We start from the raw sequence: 17,129 nt of genomic DNA, 5'->3' as shown, positions 1-17,129 counted from the left end.
GACACTCCCTCCATGTTCGGCGTCATCGACCTCCCCACCTACCTGGCAGGGCTCGCCCTCATCGTCCTGCTCCCGGGGCCCAATTCCCTGTACGTCCTCTCGGTCGCCGCCCGGCGCGGCGTGCGCCCCGGGTATACGGCCGCGGCCGGCGTCTGGTGCGGCGACACGGTCCTGATGACGCTGTCCGCCGCCGGGGTCGCCTCGCTGCTCCAGACCAACGAAATGCTCTTCGGCATCGTGAAGTACGTCGGCGCCGGGTACCTCACCTGGCTCGCGGTCGGCATGCTGCGGGCCGCCTGGAGCATGTGGAAGGCGCGGCGGGAGCGAGTCGAGGAGACGGCCGACGCGCCGGTGACCGCCGACGAGCGGCCCTTCCGGCGGGCCCTGGTGGTCAGCCTGGTCAACCCGAAGGCGATCCTCTTCTTCGTCGCCTTCTTCGTGCAGTTCGTCGACCCGGCCTACGCCCACCCCGCGCTGTCCTTCGTGGTCCTCGGGCTCTTCGCGCAGCTCGCCAGCTTCCTCTACCTGAGCGCGCTGATATTCGGCGGCACCAAGCTGGCCGCCGCCTTCCGCCGCCGCCGGCGCCTGTCGGCCGGGGCGACCTCGGCGGCCGGGGCGCTCTTCCTCGGCTTCGCGGTGAAGCTGTCCCTGGCGAGCGCGTAACCGTTTGACTGCGGAACCGCTTGACCGCGTAATCGCTTGACTCCGTGACCCCGAGCGCCACCGGCTCCAGGCTCTCGGCTCCCGGGCCCCTTCGGCCCCCTCAGCGCACCCCGAACCGGGCCAGGTGCCCTGCGGGTCCGTCCGGCCCCGGTCCGGCCCAGCCGACGTACCCGTCGGGCCGTACGAGGAACAGCCCCGTGCCGTACGCCCCGTGCGCCGGGCCGCGGACGACGCGCACCGGTGCCGGGACCCCGTCCGGGACGGGGACGCCCAGCGCGAGCAGGGTCCAGTGCGGTCCGCGGAAGGCGTCGAAGAGCCGGGTGCCCGCCACCGTGCCGTCGGGCGCGCGGTCGCCCGCCCGCAGCGTGCCGTCCGGGGCCGGCCGGGTCTCGGCGGTGAGGGACGAGTCCCGGTAGCCGAGCCCGAGCTGCCGGGTGGCCCCGCCGCGCCGCACCTCGCCGCGGTGGACGCCGGTGGACAGGCCGAGCATCGCGGCGGCGACGGGGCGCCGTTCCTCCTCGTAACTGTCCAGGAGCGTGTCCGGGGCACCGTCGAGGAGCACGGCGCCCAGCTTCCAGCCCAGGTTGTAGGCGTCCTGGACGCTGGTGTTCAGCCCCTGCCCGCCCGCCGGGGAGTGCACGTGCGCCGCGTCGCCGGCGAGGAAGACCCGGCCCGCGCGGAACCGGTCGGCCAGCGCCGCGCGTGGCCGGAAGTCGGAGGCCCAGCGCACCTCGGTGACGTCCCCGGCGGACAGGTGGGTGCGTTCCGCGACCACCCGGCGCACCCCGTCCGGGGAGAGGTCCACCACCGTGCCCTCCGGAAAGCGGACGACGAGCTGGAAGTCCTCGGTGCCCGCCAGCGGGCAGAGCGCGAGGCCGTCGGTCTCCGCGCCGCCGCCGGGGAAGAAGTGCCAGTGCTCCCGGCCCAGGCCGCGCACGCGCACGTCCGCCACGAGGCTCGGGCCCGGGTCGAGGGCCTCGCCGGTCATGCCGACGCCGAGGTGGCGGCGTACGGCCGAGCGCCCGCCGTCGGCGGCGACCGCGTACCGGGCGCGCACGACCTCTCCGGAGGCGAGGCGGGCCCGTACGCCGTCGCCGTCCTGCTCCAGGGCGGTGACCTCGCGGCCGAAGGCGACCTTGCCGCCCAGCTCCTCCAGGCGGTCGCGCAGGATCTCCTGGGTGCGCCACTGGGGGACCATCCAGGGCGTGTCGTAGGGGGAGTCCTCGGTGGGGCTCGGGGCGTCGAACATCCGGTGCTCGCCCGCAGGCTCGCCGTCCCGCCACACCATGCTCACCGGGTACGTGCCGCCGGCCGCGTGGATCGCGTCGACGACGCCGAGGTCGTGGAAGACCTCCATCGTGCGGGGCTGGATGCCCTTGCCGCGCGAGCCGGGGAAGAGGCCCCGCTCCCGTTCCACGACGAGCGCGCCGACGCCGCGCCGGGCCAGATCGACGCCGAGCGCGAGACCCGTGGGTCCCGCGCCGACGACCAGGACATGCGTGTCCATTGTTCCGTCCACCTTTCCTTAACGATGTTAAGTGCAGCCTGGTCCCGAGGATGGACTTAACGCCGTTAAGCTGTCAAGCGTGAGTACGGAAAGACGCGCTCCCCTCGACCGCCGGCGGGTCGCGGACACGGCGCTGACACTGCTGAACGAAGTCGGCCTGGACGGGCTGACCCTGCGCGCCATCGCCCGGGAGCTGGACGTCAAGGCGCCCGCCCTGTACTGGCACTTCAAGGACAAACAGGCCCTGCTCGACGAGATGGCCACGGAGCTGTACCGGCGGATGACCGCCGCGACGCCGCTCGGCCCCGGCGACACCTGGCGGGAGCGGCTGCTCAAGGCCAACCGGGGCCTGCGCGCGTCCCTGCTCGGCTACCGCGACGGCGCCAAGGTCTTCAGCGGCTCCCGTTTCACCGGCCTGGTGCACGCCGAGCAGATGGAGGACGACCTGCGCCTGTTCACCGCCGCCGGGCTCACCCTCGCCCAGGCGGTGCGGGCCAGTTCCACGGCGTACCTGTTCACCCTCGGTTTCGTCGCCGAGGAACAGGGCGTCCAGCCCCTGCCCGGCGAACGCCGGGAGGGCTACGACCTGACGGAACGCGCCCGCCGGATGGCCGATTTCCCCCTGTCGGCCGCGGCGGGCGCGGAGATCTTCGCGGACTACGACCGGCACTACGAGGAGAGCCTCGCCCTGATCGTGACGGGCATCGGGGCGCGCTACGGGCTGGACTAGGCCGGGTTAGGCCGGGTCCTGTCCAAAGCCCGTACGGTGCGACGCGACGCCACCGCGCGGACCGGACCCGTCCCCCGCCGGGCCCCCGGCCCCTACCTCGTCCGGCGGGCCCGCCGGCGGCGGATCGCGCGGGTGGCCACCGGGGGCAGCAGGTCGACGGCGAGCCGCTTCAGCCGTGTTCTGGTGCTCCGCCGGGCCGCTTTCGCCGCGCCGGAGGGGGCCGGTGCCGCCGGTACCACGGCCGGGGGCGTGGGCTCGGGTGCCGGCTCGGGCTCCGGGTGCCGGGACACCGGCAGGGACGGCGGGCGCAGCCGCTTGCCCTTGGCGCGCAGGCGGATCAGCCGGTGCCCGGCGGCCCACTCCTCGCTCACCGCGCAGTCGTCGCGCCCGGCCAGCATGGCCAGCAGCGCCTCCCGTACCGGCTCCGGGTCGCCCCAGGTGCCGTAGAGCTTCTGGCCGCTGAGGCAGACCGGGCGGAGCCCGCGGCTGAGCACCGCCTCCCAGGTGGCCAGCGCGACGCCCGGCGTGTGCTCGGAGCGGAAGTCGTCCAGGACCACGATGCCGTCCGGCAGGAGCAGCTCCCGGGCGGCGCCGATGTCGCCCCGGACGTGCTCGTACAGGTGCGAGGCGTCGATGTGGACGAAGCGGCAGCTCCCCGCCGCGACCTCACCGGTGATCGCCGAGCTGGGGGCCTGCACCACGACCGGCAGCGACGCGTGGAAGGAGAGGTAGTTCCGCTCGAAGGCCCGCCGGGTCAGCGAGGAGTACGACTGCTCCGCCTCCGCCCGGTTCGCCTCGTCCGGGGGCTCCTCGCCGAACAGGTCGCAGACGACGAGCCGCTCGCCGTCCCGCAGCCGGTGCCCGAGCAGGATCGCGCTCTTGCCCAGGTAGGTACCGAGTTCCAGCAGGTCCCCGTGGACGCCCCGGTTCTCCTGCCACTCCAGGAACCAGGAGAAGAGCACCTGGTCGAGCGGCCAGAACCAGCCGGGGACGTCGTCCAGCTCACGAGGGTGCACGGGTGACTCTTGCGCAGTGGCCATGGAGCGAGGATGCCGCCTGAACGGCTGAAAATCTGCCTACCCGTCCATATTGATATCGGGGGGCGACACCGAATCGCCCGGCGCGGCCCGCCCACGCCGACACGCCCGACACGCGCCCCGCCCACGACGATACGCCCGACACGCCCGACACGCCCCGCGCGCAGCGGCCCGGCGGCGGGACGTCATCCCGTGTTCACCTCACGGCCCCGGCATGTTCGGTCCCCGACGATGGGCGCCTCCTACGGTCGCGGGGATCGGCCTCTGAGAGAACCCAGGTGCACGTGTGACCCGACGCCCTCCGACCCTGTCCGTGATCGTCCCCTGCTACCACGTCGCGGACCTGGTCCACGACACGGTGGCCGGCCTCGCGGCCAACCAACGGGACGACTTCGAGTTCATCTTCGTCGACGACCACTCGACCGAGGACGAGACCCATGAGGCGCTCCTGGCACTGACCCGGCCCCTCGCCCGCGCCCGGGTGATCCGGCGCGAGCACAACGGCGGACTGGCCACCGCGCGCAACACCGGCATCGACGCGGCCGAGGGCCGCTACCTCACCTTCCTCGACGGCGACGACTGGCAGGCCCCCGGCCACCTGAGCGCCCTCGTCGAGGCCGCCGAACGCCTCGACGTCGACTTCGTACGCACCGACCACGTCCAGGTCACCGGCCGCGAGCGCACCCTGCACCGCGCCCCCGAGGGCCGCCGGAACGTGGCCCTGGACCCCCGCGACTCGATCCTCCCGGTCGACGACACCACCATGGTCGACTACCCCTACGCGTGGGCCGGCGTCTACCACCGCCGCCTGCTCGAACGGGGGCTGCTGCGCTTCCACGACGGACTGCGCACCGCCGAGGACCGGCCCTGGATCTGGGAACTGCACCGCCGGGCCGACTCCTACGCCGTCGCCGCACTCCCCGGCGTCTTCTACCGCCGGGGCCTCGCCACCTCCCTCACCCAGATCGGCGACGTGCGCCAACTCGACTTCTTCCGCGCCTTCGACCTCGTCCTCGACGCCCTCGCCGACGACCCGGACGCCGCCCGGCTGCGCCCGAAGGCCCTGCGCACCTACTGCGTCGTCATCGCCCACCAGCTCCTCGACCGGCACCGCTTCGAACGCGGCGTCCACGCCAGGCTGCGGCAGACCGCCGCCGAGGTGCTGGGCCGGATGACCGAGGAGGAACTGGGCGAGGCCCTGGTCGGCATGGGGGAGGAGCGCCTGACGGCGCTGCGCCGCGTCCGCGGCGGACTGAAGGGAGTGGCGGCGTGATCCAGATCTTCTTCTCGGCCACGCAGTACGCGGCGGCCACCGTCACCGCCGCCCTGCGCGCCGGCCTCTTCGGACCCCGCGCGGCCCACCGCCGCATCCTCGTCGTCAGCAACACCGCCGCCGTGCCCGAGGTGGGCACCCCACTCGACCGGATGCCCGGCTTCGGGGAACTGCGCCCCGAGTTCGACCAGGTGCACTCCTGGAACGCCTTCATCAGCCCCCACCACCCGGCCGGCTGGTCGCCCCGCGCCCAGGACGCGCACCTGTGGGAGAAGGCCCTGCGGCTCGCCTGGGACCTCGGCGACGAACCCGTGGAGATCGCCTGCGAGTCCATCCAGGCCAACCCCTCCCGGGCGGTCGCCGAGATCTTCGCCGACAGCCCCGTCCACGTCTACGCCGACGGCCTGATGAGCTACGGCCCCACCCGCAACCGCCTCCCGCGCACCCTGAGCAGCCGCATCGCGCGCGTGCTCCACCTCGACCTGGTCCCGGGACTGCGGCCCCTGCTGCTCTCCGAGTACGGCGTCGCCTCCGAACCGGTCCCGCACGAGGCGATCGTCGGCGTCCTGGACCGGCTCGGCCGCGAGAGCGCCGGCGTCCTCGCCGGGCGGCTGCCCGCCGACGACCCGCCGACGGCGGTCCTGCTCGGCCAGTACCTCTCCGCCATCGACCTCATCACCCAGGACGAGGAGGAGGAACTGCACCTGCGGATGGTGCGCGCCGCCGTCCGCGCCGGACACCGCTCGGTCCTCTTCAAGGCCCACCCGAGCGCCCCCGCCGCGCACAGCCGGTCCCTGGAGTCGGCCGCCGCCGGCCTGGGCGTCCGCCTGACCGTGCTCAGCGAACCGGTCCTCGCCGAGACCGTCTTCGCCCACCTGCGGCCCACCCTGGTCGTCGGCTGCTTCTCCACGGCCCTGATGACCGCCGCCGCCTTCTACGGCATCCCGGTCGCCCGGGTCGGCACCGACCTGCTCCTCGACCGCATCACCCCGTACGAGAACAGCAACCGCGTCCCGCTGACCGTCATCGACGCGGCGCTGCCCGACGCCGAGACGGACACGGTGGGCGAGCCGCTGGACCTGGACGCCCTCGCCGGCCGGCTCGCGCCGCTGCTGCGGGCGGTCGGCTACTGCATGCAGTCCCGCAAGCTGCACGACCTGCGCGAGGAGACGGCCGCCTGGCTCACCGAGCACCTGGCCGAGCACCCGCGGTACTTCAAGAAGCGGCGGCTGACGAGCCTGCGGCTGCCCGGTGGCAGCCCCGTCCGGGCGGAGGCGCTGCGCCGCAGCCCGACGGTACGGCGGGTGGTACGCGGCATCCGCGCCGCCCAGCCCTGACCCACCCCGACGACCACCGGCCCCGCACCACACAGCGACGCGGTCCCGGCGTGTCGTACGGGCGGCAGGTGACGCGCCGGGCCGGGAGTGTCGGGCCCCGGCGCCGGCCTCGGGGGCAGACGTCCGGGCCGGACCGGGGGTGCTCGCAGTGCCACGCCAACTGTTCTGACAGCCCGCTGACCCCCGAGGGCTGACGCTCAGCCCGTCACGGCGGGCCGGTGGGCCTGGAGAATCGGCGACATCGGCCCGCGCCCACCGAGAAAGCCCCCCGATGACCCGAACCCCCTGGGCGGACCTGCCCGCTGCCGCACGTCGTGTCGTCGAAGGCGTCATCGGCGCCGTCCATTCCGTGACCGAGCCGGACGCGGGGGTCATGTCCGCCTTCGTCGCCCGACTCGGGGCCGAGGGCGGGGAGTTCTTCGTCAAGGGGACGCCGACGGCTGCCCCCGACGCGTGGACGTACCGCCATGAAGCCCGCGTGGCCGCCTGCGCGCCCATGGCCCCGCTGCCGAGGTGGGAGACGGAAGGCGGCGGGTGGACGTTCTTCGGGTACAGCGTGGTGCCCGGTCGGCACGCCGATTTCACCATCGGCTCTCCCGACCTCGGCCCCGTCGCGGAAGCGCTCACCCTGCTTTCCGGGACCCCGTGGCCGGACGCCGTCGGTAAGCGGCCGTTACGGGACCGGTTGGCGCCGTTCGTCCCCGAGGGGCAGGGAGCAGCGCTCGCCGGCTCGACTCTCGCGCACACCGACCTGGGGGAGGCGAACATCCTGGTCGACGGCAAAACCGCGCGCCTGGTCGACTGGGTGCTGTCCTGCCCCGGTCCGGCGTGGGCCGACGCCGCTCTGTGGGTTCCCCGGCTGATCGCGGCGGGGTACTCGTTCGCCGAAGCGGACGCCCTTGCCCGCATCGTGCCCGCTTACGCGAAAGCCGACCCCGCCGACCTCGGCGTGTTCGCCCGCACCATCCGCGCGTTCTGGCAGCGCCGCGCCGAGGAAGCCCCCATGCCCCACCGCGCCGTGCTGCTCGCCGCAGCCGTCGAGTGGGAGCGCCGCACCGCGTAGCACCGCCGGTACGGCCCCGGTGCGGGCGCACCTTTCCCGGTGCTTCGGCACGGCGGCCCCACGTCACCCCGGTCCGGTTGTCATCCCCCGTGGCTGCCGGACCGGGTGTCTTCGGGTGTTCGTCGAAACGGTCGGGCATCAGCGTTTGCCTGCGCGGTCAGCGTGCGCTTCAGCGCGGGACCGAAGGGTCGCTCCACGTACCGGTGCGTCAGCCAGGCCACCGCCAGCAGACCGGCCACCGCCAGGACCAGCGTCCCGTACGGCCCCACCCCCAGCCCCCGGTGCAGCACCCGTACGACGAACCAGCCCAGGTGCTCGTGGATCAGGTAGAAGGGGTACGTCAGCGCCCCCGCCACCGTGAGCCACCGCCAGTTCGCCCACCGGGCCCAGCCCAGCGCCACCACCGCGACGGCCGCGAAGGAGGCGAAGACGATCGCCTGGATCACGTACGGGTTCCGCTGGAAGTCGCCGGACATCCCCGGGTGCCACAGGGCCGTCACCGAGTACCGCTGCCCCAGCAGGAACGACACGCCGACGATCCCCCAGAGCAGCAGATCGCCCCCGAAGCGGTGGATCAGGTACAGCGCGAGGCCGCCGATGAAGTACGGGGCGTGATCCCGCATCACCACTTCGTCGGTGAGTGGCGTGTCGGCGACCCGGGCGAGGACTCCGGCCAGCGTCCACAGCACGCAGAAGAGCACCACCCGGCGGTAGGTGACGCCCTTCCAGATCACGAACAGCGCGAAGAGCACGTAGAACCGCAGCTCGACCCAGAGCGTCCAGCACACGCCGAGCACCCGCGGGGAGCCCATGGGCTGCTGGAGCATCGTGAAGTTGAGCAGGAACTCGTCGGTGCGCAGCGGCGCGGAGACCACGGGCAGCACCAGGGAGGCGGCGCCCACGATCAGCAGGGCGGCCCAGTACGCCGGGTACAGACGGGCGACCCGGGAGCGGAAGAAGTCGCCCAGGCTGCGGCCCCAGCCGCTCATGCAGATGACGAAACCGCTGATGACGAAGAAGAACTGCACCCCCAGGCAGCCGTAGACGGCCACCTGGGACAGCGACGGGAACAGCCGCCCGGGGGACTGGCCCCACGAGGCGGCGATCTCCCCGTTCTTGCCCGCGAAGTGGTACAGGCAGACCATCAGCGCGGCGAGCAGCCGCAGCCCGTCCAGAGCGCGCAGCCGGTCCGCGCGGCCACGGCGCGGCGCGGACCCGGCGGGCGGCCGGCCGCCCGCCGGGAGGGGAGGGGTGGGGGCCGGTGCGCGGCCCTCGCGGGCCACCGCCGGTTCGGCCGCTGTCATCCGAAGCCTTTCTCGGTCTCTGGGTCTTTCGGTTTCTCGGGTGCCGGGTCTCGTGCGTGTTCGGTCTCGTGCGTGCCGGGTCTCGTGCGCGCTCTGTCTCGTGCGTGCGGGGTCTCTTCGGTGGCGCGGCGCGCGTGTCGTACGGGCGGTCAGCGCCGTGTCAGGCTCCGGGCGCGGCGGGCGAGCCGCCGTACGGCCGGGCTGCGCGGCAGGAACTCCAGCCGGGCCGGGACCGCGCCGGGCAGGGCGAGGGCGGCGAGGCGGCGGCGGGGGAAGTAGCGCCGGGTGCGCGCGTCGAGGTGCCGGGACAGGTACGCCTCGGCGGCGGCGCGCAGGTCCGGGCGGACCGCCGGGCGCATGGCGAACGCCACCGCGTCCAGCAGCGCGGCCACCTCCTCCCGGGGCGGGGCCGCGCCGGGCGGGGCGCCGAGTTCCGGCACCAGCGCGTCGACGAGGGTCAGCGCGGGCCGGTCCGGGTGCGCGTAGGGCGTGAGCCGGGCCGGCAGGGGGCCGGTGGCCATCCGAGCGGCCGGTACGCCGTACCGCTCCGGGGCGGTGAGCAGCGCGGCGGAGAGGCAGCCGACGACCAGCGCGGGCCGCGCGAGCACGAGGGCGGCCTCGGCGGGCAGCCCCGGCGCCAGTACCGAGCAGTGGGCGCCGAGCCGCGCCGCTTCTTCCTCCAGGGGGTGCGACCAGCGGGCCGGGGCGCCGGGAGGGGGCCGCAGGACGAGGTGCCGGTGGCCCAGGGCGACGGCGTCGCGCACCGTCCGCCGGAGCAGTTCCCTCTCCCCGGCGGGGGAGAGGAGGCCGCGCGCCGCCAGCCCCTCGGCGAGCAGGAGTGCGCGGGTGCCTCCGGCGGGGGCGCGGGCGGGCGTGTCGGCACTCGGGCCGGTGTTCTGGCGGGCGGGCGTGTCGGCGGTGGTGCCGGGGTTGCCGCGAGGCGGCGTGTCGGCGGTCTGGCCGGCGTTGCCGTGGTGGGGCGTGTCGGCGGTATCGGCGGTATCGGCGGTGTTGCCGGTGTCGGCGGTCTGGCCAGGGTTGTCGTGGTCGGGCGTGTCGGCTGCCCGGCCGGGGCTGCCATGGGCCGGCGTGTCGGCCGTTTGGCCAGGGCTCTGGTGGTCGGGCGTGGCGGTGGTCGTACCCGTGTTCCCGGCAGCGGTTCCGCCGGGGCCGCCGTCCGCGCGCGTGACCGGAGCCCCGTCGGGTGCGGGGAGCGGAGCCTGATCCTCGGCCAGTTCGCCCGCCACCTTCGTCAGCGCCTCGGCCGGCACCGGCACGGACGGCACCCCGTACTCGGCGAGCAGCAGCGGCGTGAGCCCCGGCGCCGCGCCGGTGTGCAGCAGTCGGCCGACACGCGTGCCGACCAGGGGGTCGATCTTCTCCCCGGTGGGGCCGTAGACGGCGAGGCCGTCCGCGAGGACGTCGACGGGGGCGCCGGTGAACACCTGGCACAGGGCGAGCGACGGGCTCTCCTGGACCGACTCGACCACGAGCCGCACCTCGTCGTCGCCGAGCCGCCACAGCCCCCGCAGATACCGCTCCCACAACGGCACGTCGTCGGGACGGGGGCTCCAGGCGGCCGGGTGGAAGGGCGCGATGACCGCGTTCCAGGACAGCACCTCGTCGAAGCGGCCCCGCAGCCGCGCGAACCCCGGCAGCGCGTCGGGCGCGGGCGTGGTCTCCGGCACCTCGGCCCGGTGCGCGACCAGCAGCAGCCGCCGCCCGTCCGGCGCGAACAGGCCGGCGTCGAGAGCGGCGGCGAGCGTCATCGCGCCCGCGAGGGAGGAGACGCAGAAGATCCGGGTCGTCGCGGCCATCAGACGGCCGCCGTCCGGGCCGGAAGGGGCCGGCGTCGCAGCCGCCGCAGCCGGTTCGCCCGCCGGGCGTCCATCGACTCCAGCACCCCGGACAGCACCGGCTGCGGCAGGCGCCGCAGCGCGGCGGCGACGCCCGAGCGCAGCGCGCGGGCCACGTCCGGTTCGAACCGTTCGGTCGCGCCCAGGTGGTGGGCCATCACCGCGCAGTAGGTGCGTACCGCCTTGGGCAGCAGCCGGTCCGCGTCCCGGTCCCGGGTCGTCTCCTCGACGACCTGGTCGAAGGCGCGCAGGAAGTCCAGTTGCCGCACGTCCCCGATCTGGGTCAGAGAGGAGGCCACGCCACGCCGGTAGTAGACCCCCAGGAGCCCCACCACGGCGAACGACTCCGCCTCCCGGTGCAGCCGCCAGATCCACGGCCGGTCCTCCGCCGTGCGCAGGCCGTCGGTGAAACGCAGCAGCCCCCGGTCGAGCAGCCGCCGGTGGTAGACGCCGGCCCACGCGTACGGGTAGTCCACACAGGTCGTGCGGTCCACGGGGAGGATCGACCCGCGCGGATCGAGGACCACGTCCCGGCGCCCCATCGGCACCCGGTGGACACTGCGCGCCCGGCCGGTGCACTGCACGTGGTCCGTGCGCACGAAGTCGCAGCCCAGGCGCTCCGCCGCCGCGAGCAGCCGCGCCAGATGACCGGGAGCGATCCAGTCGTCGCCGTCCAGGAACGTCAGGTACGTGCCGCGCGCCCGGTCGATGCCGGTGTTGCGCGCGGTCGCCAGGCCGCCGTTGCGTTCGTGCCGGATCAGCACCGCGCCCGGCAGTTCGTCCGCCGCGCGCCGCAGGATGTCCGCCGTACCGTCCTCGGAACAATCGTCCACGAGGAGGAATTCGACCTCCTCACCGGCGTTCGCCCGCAGGCTTTTCAGGGTGTCCGTCGCGTAATGCCGCACGTTGTAGAACGGCACGATGACCGAGAGCTTGACCACGCGCCCCACGCTAGGAGCCGGTCCGGCACGCCTTCCGACCTCCGCCTTGACCCCTGGTGAACGGCGCGTGGTGAGTCCGTGAACGGGCGGCCCTCCCGTCGTTTTCCGGGGCCGGTTCTCCGCCCGGCGGGGCGCTGTTCACCCTTTGTTGTGTTCCGGTTGGGCGATTACTAGGAATGGCTTCCTAGCGTCTTCGGCGTGCCAGAAAGTGCAACGAAGGCCCGGCGAGTGGCCGTTATCGCGGATTCCGACACCCGGTGGAAATGGGGCGCTCTCACGGCGTCCCGGCTCTCCCCCGAGGACGTCGGCGTCCACCTGGACGGCTACCTCCTGCGGGGCCGCGCCACCCCCACCGCCCGCCAACTGCGCGAAGTCGGCGTCCAGGCGGACTCGCTGCGCGAGGTGACCGCCGCCGAGTTCCTGCGCGCGATGACCGAGGAGCCCTGCGACGTCCTCGTCCTCGCCCTGGTCGGCGGCGGCGTCCAGGCGATGCTGCACGGACTGGCCCGCGCCTGGGCCGGCCGCACCGACCGGCCCGTCGTCGTCACCGGCTACGTCGGCGTCGTCTACGAGAAGCTCGCCGACGGCCTCCTGCTGCGCCACGGCGCCGACCTCGTCCTCGCCAACTCCCGCCAGGACGCCGAACGTTTCCGCGCCGTGTACGAGGGGGTCGGCGCCGACGCCTCCTCGGTCACCGAGGTCGCGCTGCCCTTCCTCGGCGGCGAGCCGCACCCCGGCATCCCGGACGGCACCGGCCCGCGCACGGTCGTCTTCGCCGCCCAGCCCTCCGTCCCGGAGACCCGCACCGACCGCGCCTACCTGCTGGACCGGCTCGTCCGCCACGCCCGCCTGCACCCCGGCCGCGAGGTGCTGCTGAAGCTGCGCTCCCGGCCCGGCGAACACACCACGCACATCGAGGAGGTGCCGTACCAGAAGCTGGTGCGCCGGGCCGATCCGCCCGCCAACCTCCACCTCGTCTACGGGCACATGGGCGAGGTCCTGGACCGCACCGACCTGCTGGTCACCGTCAGCTCCACGGCCGCCCTGGAGTCCCTGCACCGGCGCATCCCCACCGCGCTCCTCACCGACCTCGGCGTGCGCGAGGCGCTCGGCAACCACCACTTCGTCGGCTCCGGCTGCCTCGCCTCCTGGGACCAGCTCGACGACGGCCACCTGCCGGTGCCGGACCCCGAGTGGAGCGCGCGGCAGGGCATCGCCGCCGACGGGGGCTACGCGCGGAGCTACGACGCCGCCCGCGCCCGCATCGCCGAGCTGCTCGCCCGGCCCGGCGGACGGCCCCCGATCGGCCCGTACTACACGCCCGTCACCGCCCCCGGCTACCTGCCCCGCGTCCTCGCCCGCCACCACCTCGCCCCCGACGGCACCCCGCTGCCCGGCGCCCCCGCCGCCGGACCCGGGCCCGGACCGGTCCGGCGGGCCGTGCGCAGCGCCGCCCGGGGCGCTTACCGGCACGGCGTCCAGCGGGTCGCCCCCGTCATCCGGCGGATGGGCGAGCTGTGACCGCCCCGACCCCCATGCCAGGAGCAGATCCCATGACCCACCCGCACGCGGTGCGCCGCGTCCTCGCCGTGATCCCCGCCCGGGGCGGCTCCAAGGGCGTGCCCGCGAAGAACCTCGCCCCCGTCGGCGGCGTACCCCTCGTGGTCCGCGCGGTACGCGCGTGCCGGGACGCGGGGCTGGTCACGGACGTCGTGGTCTCCACCGACGACGACGCGATCGCCGCCGTCGCCCGCGAGGCGGGCGCCGAGGTGGTCCGCCGGCCCGCCGCGCTCTCCGGGGACACGGCCACCTCCGAGGCCGCCGTGCTGCACGCCCTGGACGCCCACGAGGCCCGCCACGGCACGCCCGTCGACGTGGTGCTGCTCGTGCAGTGCACCAGCCCGTTCCTCTCCCGCGCCGACCTCGACGGCGTGGCCGGCGCGGTCGTCCGGGACGGCGCGGACACGGCGGTGACCGTGGCCCCCTTCCACGGCTTCGTCTGGCGGGACGGGGACGCGCCCCTGCACCTCGCCGGCGACCCCCGGGGCGGCCACGGCGTCAACCACGACAAGGCCCACCGGCCCCGCCGCCAGGACCGCCCCCAGGACCTGCTGGAGACCGGCGCCGCCTATGCCATGGCCGTCCCCGGCTTCCGCGCCCACGGGCACCGCTTCTTCGGCCGCACCGACCTCGTGCGCACCGACCCGGCCCGCGTGCTGGAGGTCGACGACCCGCACGAACTGGCCCGCGCCCGCGCCCTGGCGCCCCTGCTGGACGCGGCCGTCTACGGCGCGCTGCCGACCGCCGCCGACGTGGACGCGGTCGTCCTCGACTTCGACGGCACCCAGACCGACGACCGGGTGCTGATCGACTCCGACGGCCGGGAGGTGGTCCGCGTCCACCGCGGCGACGGGCTCGGCATCGCGGCCCTGCGCCGCGCGGGGCTCGCGCTGCTCATCCTCTCCACCGAGGTGAACCCGGTCGTCGCCGCCCGCGCCCGCAAGCTCGGCATCCCCGTGCTGCACGGCATCGAGCGCAAGGACGTCGCCCTCAAGCAGTGGTGCGAGGAGCGGGGCATCGCCCCCGAGCGCGTGCTCTACGCCGGCAACGACGTCAACGACCTGCCCTGCTTCTCCCTCGTCGGCTGGCCGGTCGCCGTGGCCGACGCCCACGAGGTGGTGCGCTGCGCCGCCCGCGCCGTCACCACCGTCCCCGGCGGCTCCGGCGCCATCCGCGAGATCGCCGGCTGGCTCCTCGGCCCCACCCTCGACACGCCCGTCCGGGCCACGACGGGACACATGGCCGACACGTCGGGCGCGGGCGTCGTGGCGGGCGGGCTGGACACGCCCGGTGGGGTCGCCGGGGTGCAGTTGTCCGGCACGGGTGGGCTGGACTCGCGCGGTGGGGTCGCCGGGGTGCAGTCGTCCGACACGGGCGGGCTCGACACGCGCGGAGGTCCCACGACGGCGCAGACGGCAGACACGTCGGGCGCGACCGTCGTGGCGGTTGGGCTGGACTCGCCCGGACGGGCGGGCGGGGTGCAGTCGTCCGACACGGGCGCGCTCGACACGCCCGGACGGGCCACCGCGCCGCACTCGGCCGACACACCCGCCGCGCCCGACACACCCGGGCCGACCCCCGCCCCGCACACGCCCGACACACCGCGCCGCGACACGCCCGGCCCCACCGACCCCCCGCACACGCCCGACACGCCCACCACCCCCGACACACCCACCACCTCCAACACACCCACCCCCGGCCCCGCCGGCCCCGGTTCCACCACCCCGCTCACCCCGTGAGCCCCGCACCACGAAGGACAGCCATGAGCACCGACCCCCGCATTCGCACCCTCGGCTCCCGCGAGGCCGGCCCCGGCCGCCCCGTGTACGTCACCGGCGAGATCGGCATCAACCACAACGGCGACATCGAGAACGCCTTCAGGCTGATCGACGCGGCGGCCGAGGCCGGCTGCGACGCGGTCAAGTTCCAGAAGCGCACACCGGAGATCTGCACCCCGCGCGACCAGTGGGACATCGAGCGCGACACGCCCTGGGGCCGCATGACGTACATCGACTACCGCCACCGGGTCGAGTTCGGCGAGGACGAGTACCGCCGGATCGACGCGTACTGCGAGGAGAAGGGGATCGACTGGTTCGCTTCCCCGTGGGACACCGAGGCCGTCGCCTTCCTGGAGAAGTTCGACCTCCCCGCCCACAAGGTCGCCTCCGCCTCCCTCACCGACGACGAACTGCTGCGGACGCTGCGCGCGACCGGCCGCACGATCATCCTGTCCACCGGCATGTCGACCCCCCGGCAGATCCGCCACGCCGTCGAGGTCCTCGGCTCGGAGAACATCCTGCTCTGCCACGCCACCTCGACCTACCCGGCCAGGGCCGAGGAGCTGAACCTGCGGGTCATCGACACCCTGCGCCAGGAGTACCCGAACGTCCCCATCGGCTACTCCGGCCACGAGACCGGCCTGCAGACCACCCTCGCGGCCGTCGCCCTCGGCGCCGCCTTCGTCGAGCGCCACATCACCCTCGACCGCGCCATGTGGGGCTCCGACCAGGCCGCCTCCGTCGAACCGCAGGGCCTGACCCGCCTGGTCCGCGACATCCGCACCATCGAGGCGTCCCTCGGCGACGGCGTCAAGAAGGTCTACGACTCCGAACTCGCCCCCATGAAGAAGCTGCGCCGCGTCCCCGGCGTCGTCACCGAGGCGGAGATCGCCGCGGCGGCGGGCGAGCCGGTCACCGTCTGACACCCCCACCCCACCACCACGGGACGGTCCTACGCCGATGAGCCCCCGCGCCGGGAACCCCGGCCCCCCGACCCTCGCCTTCGTCGAGAGTCCGGTACAGCTACTCAACGTGCTGGAGTGGGCGCACACCCGCGCGCCCGGCGCGGAGCTCACCCTCGTCGTCCTGTCGCCCGTGGACCCGATGACCCGCGGCCAGTTGCGCCGCATGGCCGAACTGGCCCGGCGGGAGGGCCACGAGGTCCGCTGGGAGGAGGCGCGCGGCGGCGCCGCGGCCCCCTTCCGTACCGTCGGCGGGCTCACCGGCGCCCTGCGCCGCGCCGACCGGGTCGTCCTGGGCGACCCCTTCTCCCGCTACGTACAGCTCCTGCTCACCCTCACCCGCGCCCGCGATCTGGTCGTCGTCGACGACGGCACCGCCACCATGGAGTTCGTCACCCAGCTCGCGCGCGGCGAACGCCTGGTGCGCTGGCACCGCCGGGGCCGCCGGCCCGGCCCCCGCGACCTGCTCTTCGCCCCCGTCTCCGGCATCGCCCGGCGGCGGCTCGCCCCGGGCGGGGGCCGCCGCGCCGAGGTCTTCTCGGCGATGCCCTTCGAGGTCACCCCCGAGGGCGTCGAGGTCGTCGCCAACGACTTCGCGTGGACCCGGGCCCGCTTCGGCCCGCCCCGTATCGGCAAGGGCGCCGACCTGGTCGGCACCTCCCTGGTGGAGACCGGCGTCGTCGACGGCGACCGCTATGTGGACGCCGTCCGGGGCCTGGCCCGCGCCCACGGGGCGAGCCGTTACTTCGCCCACCGCCGCGAGAGCGCCGAGAAGCTGCACCGGCTCGCGGTGGAGACCGGCCTGGAGATCGTCCGCCCCGATCTCCCCCTGGAACTGATCGCCCGGCGCGGCCCGATCGGCCGTACCGTCCTCAGTTTTCCCTCCACGGTCCTGCACACCCTGCCGCTCGCCCTGGCCGGCACCGAGGTCCGGGTCGCCGTCTGCGACATCGACCCCGCCTGGCTCACCCGGAACGCCTCTCCCCGCGCCCGGGGCTTCCTGTCCGGCGTCACCGGCTCGGCCCGCGGCGCCCACCGCCTGCCCGCCTGACCGCCCACCACCGTCGCGCGGCCACCGGGCTCACCACGGCCACCGGGCTCACCACGGCCACCGGGCC

General features: G+C 74.7%; 13 protein-coding genes and 1 pseudogene. 9 read left to right on the top strand and 5 right to left on the bottom strand.

The window, feature by feature from the left end; translation table 11 throughout:
- The first annotated feature begins 12 nt into the window (after positions 1–12).
- On the top strand, positions 13–663 hold the full coding sequence (leuE, locus tag J5Y05_RS18865) for a leucine efflux protein LeuE (protein WP_210874040.1): 651 nt from the start codon (positions 13–15) through the stop codon (positions 661–663).
- 100 nt (positions 664–763) lie between these two features.
- Here leuE and J5Y05_RS18860 read toward each other — a convergent pair whose 3' ends face one another.
- Positions 764–2,170 carry an FAD-dependent monooxygenase gene (locus tag J5Y05_RS18860; RefSeq protein WP_210874038.1) on the bottom strand — a complete coding sequence of 469 codons (1,407 nt, stop codon included), beginning with the start codon at positions 2,168–2,170 and terminating at the stop codon, positions 764–766.
- 79 nt (positions 2,171–2,249) lie between these two features.
- Here J5Y05_RS18860 and J5Y05_RS18855 point away from each other — a divergent pair, with 79 nt between their 5' ends.
- A complete protein-coding gene (locus J5Y05_RS18855) occupies positions 2,250–2,900 on the top strand; it encodes a TetR/AcrR family transcriptional regulator C-terminal domain-containing protein (protein ID WP_210874036.1) in 651 nt (216 codons plus the stop codon).
- A 92-nt stretch (positions 2,901–2,992) separates the two neighbouring features.
- Here the strand turns inward: J5Y05_RS18855 and J5Y05_RS18850 are convergent, their stop codons facing one another.
- On the bottom strand, positions 2,993–3,940 hold the full coding sequence (locus tag J5Y05_RS18850; RefSeq protein ID WP_210874034.1) for a class I SAM-dependent methyltransferase: 948 nt from the start codon (positions 3,938–3,940) through the stop codon (positions 2,993–2,995).
- Positions 3,941–4,223: 283 nt separating this feature from the next.
- Between J5Y05_RS18850 and J5Y05_RS18845 the strand changes: the two genes are divergently transcribed.
- From J5Y05_RS18845 to J5Y05_RS18835, 3 genes are all read left to right on the top strand, one after another.
- Positions 4,224–5,210 (top strand): glycosyltransferase family 2 protein, encoded by a 987-nt coding sequence (locus J5Y05_RS18845; protein ID WP_210874032.1) that lies wholly within the window; start codon positions 4,224–4,226, stop codon positions 5,208–5,210.
- A complete protein-coding gene (locus J5Y05_RS18840) occupies positions 5,207–6,547 on the top strand; it encodes a polysialyltransferase family glycosyltransferase (RefSeq protein ID WP_210874030.1) in 1,341 nt (446 codons plus the stop codon). Before J5Y05_RS18845 ends, J5Y05_RS18840 begins: the two co-directional genes overlap by 4 nt.
- A gap of 271 nt (positions 6,548–6,818) precedes the next feature.
- The gene (locus tag J5Y05_RS18835) at positions 6,819–7,610 is read left to right on the top strand and encodes a phosphotransferase family protein (protein WP_210874028.1); all 792 of its coding nucleotides are present in this window, start codon (positions 6,819–6,821) and stop codon (positions 7,608–7,610) included.
- 80 nt (positions 7,611–7,690) lie between these two features.
- Here J5Y05_RS18835 and J5Y05_RS18830 read toward each other — a convergent pair whose 3' ends face one another.
- The 3 genes from J5Y05_RS18830 to J5Y05_RS18820 form a co-directional block, all read right to left on the bottom strand.
- On the bottom strand, positions 7,691–8,914 hold the full coding sequence (locus tag J5Y05_RS18830; RefSeq protein WP_210874026.1) for an acyltransferase family protein: 1,224 nt from the start codon (positions 8,912–8,914) through the stop codon (positions 7,691–7,693).
- 149 nt (positions 8,915–9,063) lie between these two features.
- On the bottom strand, positions 9,064–10,731 hold the full coding sequence (locus J5Y05_RS18825) for a polysialyltransferase family glycosyltransferase (RefSeq protein WP_210874024.1): 1,668 nt from the start codon (positions 10,729–10,731) through the stop codon (positions 9,064–9,066).
- Positions 10,731–11,711 carry a glycosyltransferase family 2 protein gene (locus J5Y05_RS18820; RefSeq protein WP_210874022.1) on the bottom strand — a complete coding sequence of 327 codons (981 nt, stop codon included), beginning with the start codon at positions 11,709–11,711 and terminating at the stop codon, positions 10,731–10,733. Before J5Y05_RS18820 ends, J5Y05_RS18825 begins: the two co-directional genes overlap by 1 nt.
- Before the next feature lie 198 nt (positions 11,712–11,909).
- Here J5Y05_RS18820 and J5Y05_RS18815 point away from each other — a divergent pair, with 198 nt between their 5' ends.
- The 4 genes and pseudogenes from J5Y05_RS18815 to J5Y05_RS18800 all read left to right on the top strand — a co-directional run bounded on the left by J5Y05_RS18815 (position 11,910) and on the right by J5Y05_RS18800 (position 17,062).
- Positions 11,910–13,232: a DUF6716 putative glycosyltransferase gene (locus J5Y05_RS18815; RefSeq protein WP_210874019.1), complete on the top strand. Its 1,323-nt coding sequence runs from the start codon at positions 11,910–11,912 to the stop codon at positions 13,230–13,232.
- A gap of 32 nt (positions 13,233–13,264) precedes the next feature.
- Positions 13,265–14,485: pseudogene (locus tag J5Y05_RS18810) on the top strand (cytidylyltransferase domain-containing protein); the annotation flags it as partial.
- Positions 14,486–15,033: 548 nt separating this feature from the next.
- The gene (locus J5Y05_RS18805; RefSeq protein ID WP_210874017.1) at positions 15,034–15,972 is read left to right on the top strand and encodes an N-acetylneuraminate synthase family protein; all 939 of its coding nucleotides are present in this window, start codon (positions 15,034–15,036) and stop codon (positions 15,970–15,972) included.
- A 37-nt stretch (positions 15,973–16,009) separates the two neighbouring features.
- A complete protein-coding gene (locus tag J5Y05_RS18800; RefSeq protein ID WP_210874015.1) occupies positions 16,010–17,062 on the top strand; it encodes a hypothetical protein in 1,053 nt (350 codons plus the stop codon).
- Positions 17,063–17,129 lie beyond the last annotated feature (67 nt).

The organism is Streptomyces tagetis, assembly GCF_018069565.1.
Taxonomy (GTDB): Bacteria; Actinomycetota; Actinomycetes; order Streptomycetales; family Streptomycetaceae; genus Streptomyces; species Streptomyces tagetis.
The sequence above is the reverse complement of the archived record's forward strand: the minus strand, read 5'-3'. Positions and strand labels throughout refer to the sequence as shown.

Excerpts from the sequence above, each read along its gene's own strand:
- leuE (WP_210874040.1), top strand. The coding sequence starts at position 13 with ATGTTCGGCGTCATCGACCTCCCCACCTACCTGGCAGGGCTCGCCCTC.
- J5Y05_RS18860 (WP_210874038.1), bottom strand. The coding sequence starts at position 2,170 with ATGGACACGCATGTCCTGGTCGTCGGCGCGGGACCCACGGGTCTCGCG.
- J5Y05_RS18850 (WP_210874034.1), bottom strand. The coding sequence starts at position 3,940 with ATGGCCACTGCGCAAGAGTCACCCGTGCACCCTCGTGAGCTGGACGAC.
- J5Y05_RS18835 (WP_210874028.1), top strand. The coding sequence starts at position 6,819 with ATGACCCGAACCCCCTGGGCGGACCTGCCCGCTGCCGCACGTCGTGTC.
- J5Y05_RS18830 (WP_210874026.1), bottom strand. The coding sequence starts at position 8,914 with ATGACAGCGGCCGAACCGGCGGTGGCCCGCGAGGGCCGCGCACCGGCC.
- J5Y05_RS18825 (WP_210874024.1), bottom strand. The coding sequence starts at position 10,731 with ATGGCCGCGACGACCCGGATCTTCTGCGTCTCCTCCCTCGCGGGCGCG.
- J5Y05_RS18805 (WP_210874017.1), top strand. The coding sequence starts at position 15,034 with ATGAGCACCGACCCCCGCATTCGCACCCTCGGCTCCCGCGAGGCCGGC.
- J5Y05_RS18800 (WP_210874015.1), top strand. The coding sequence starts at position 16,010 with ATGAGCCCCCGCGCCGGGAACCCCGGCCCCCCGACCCTCGCCTTCGTC.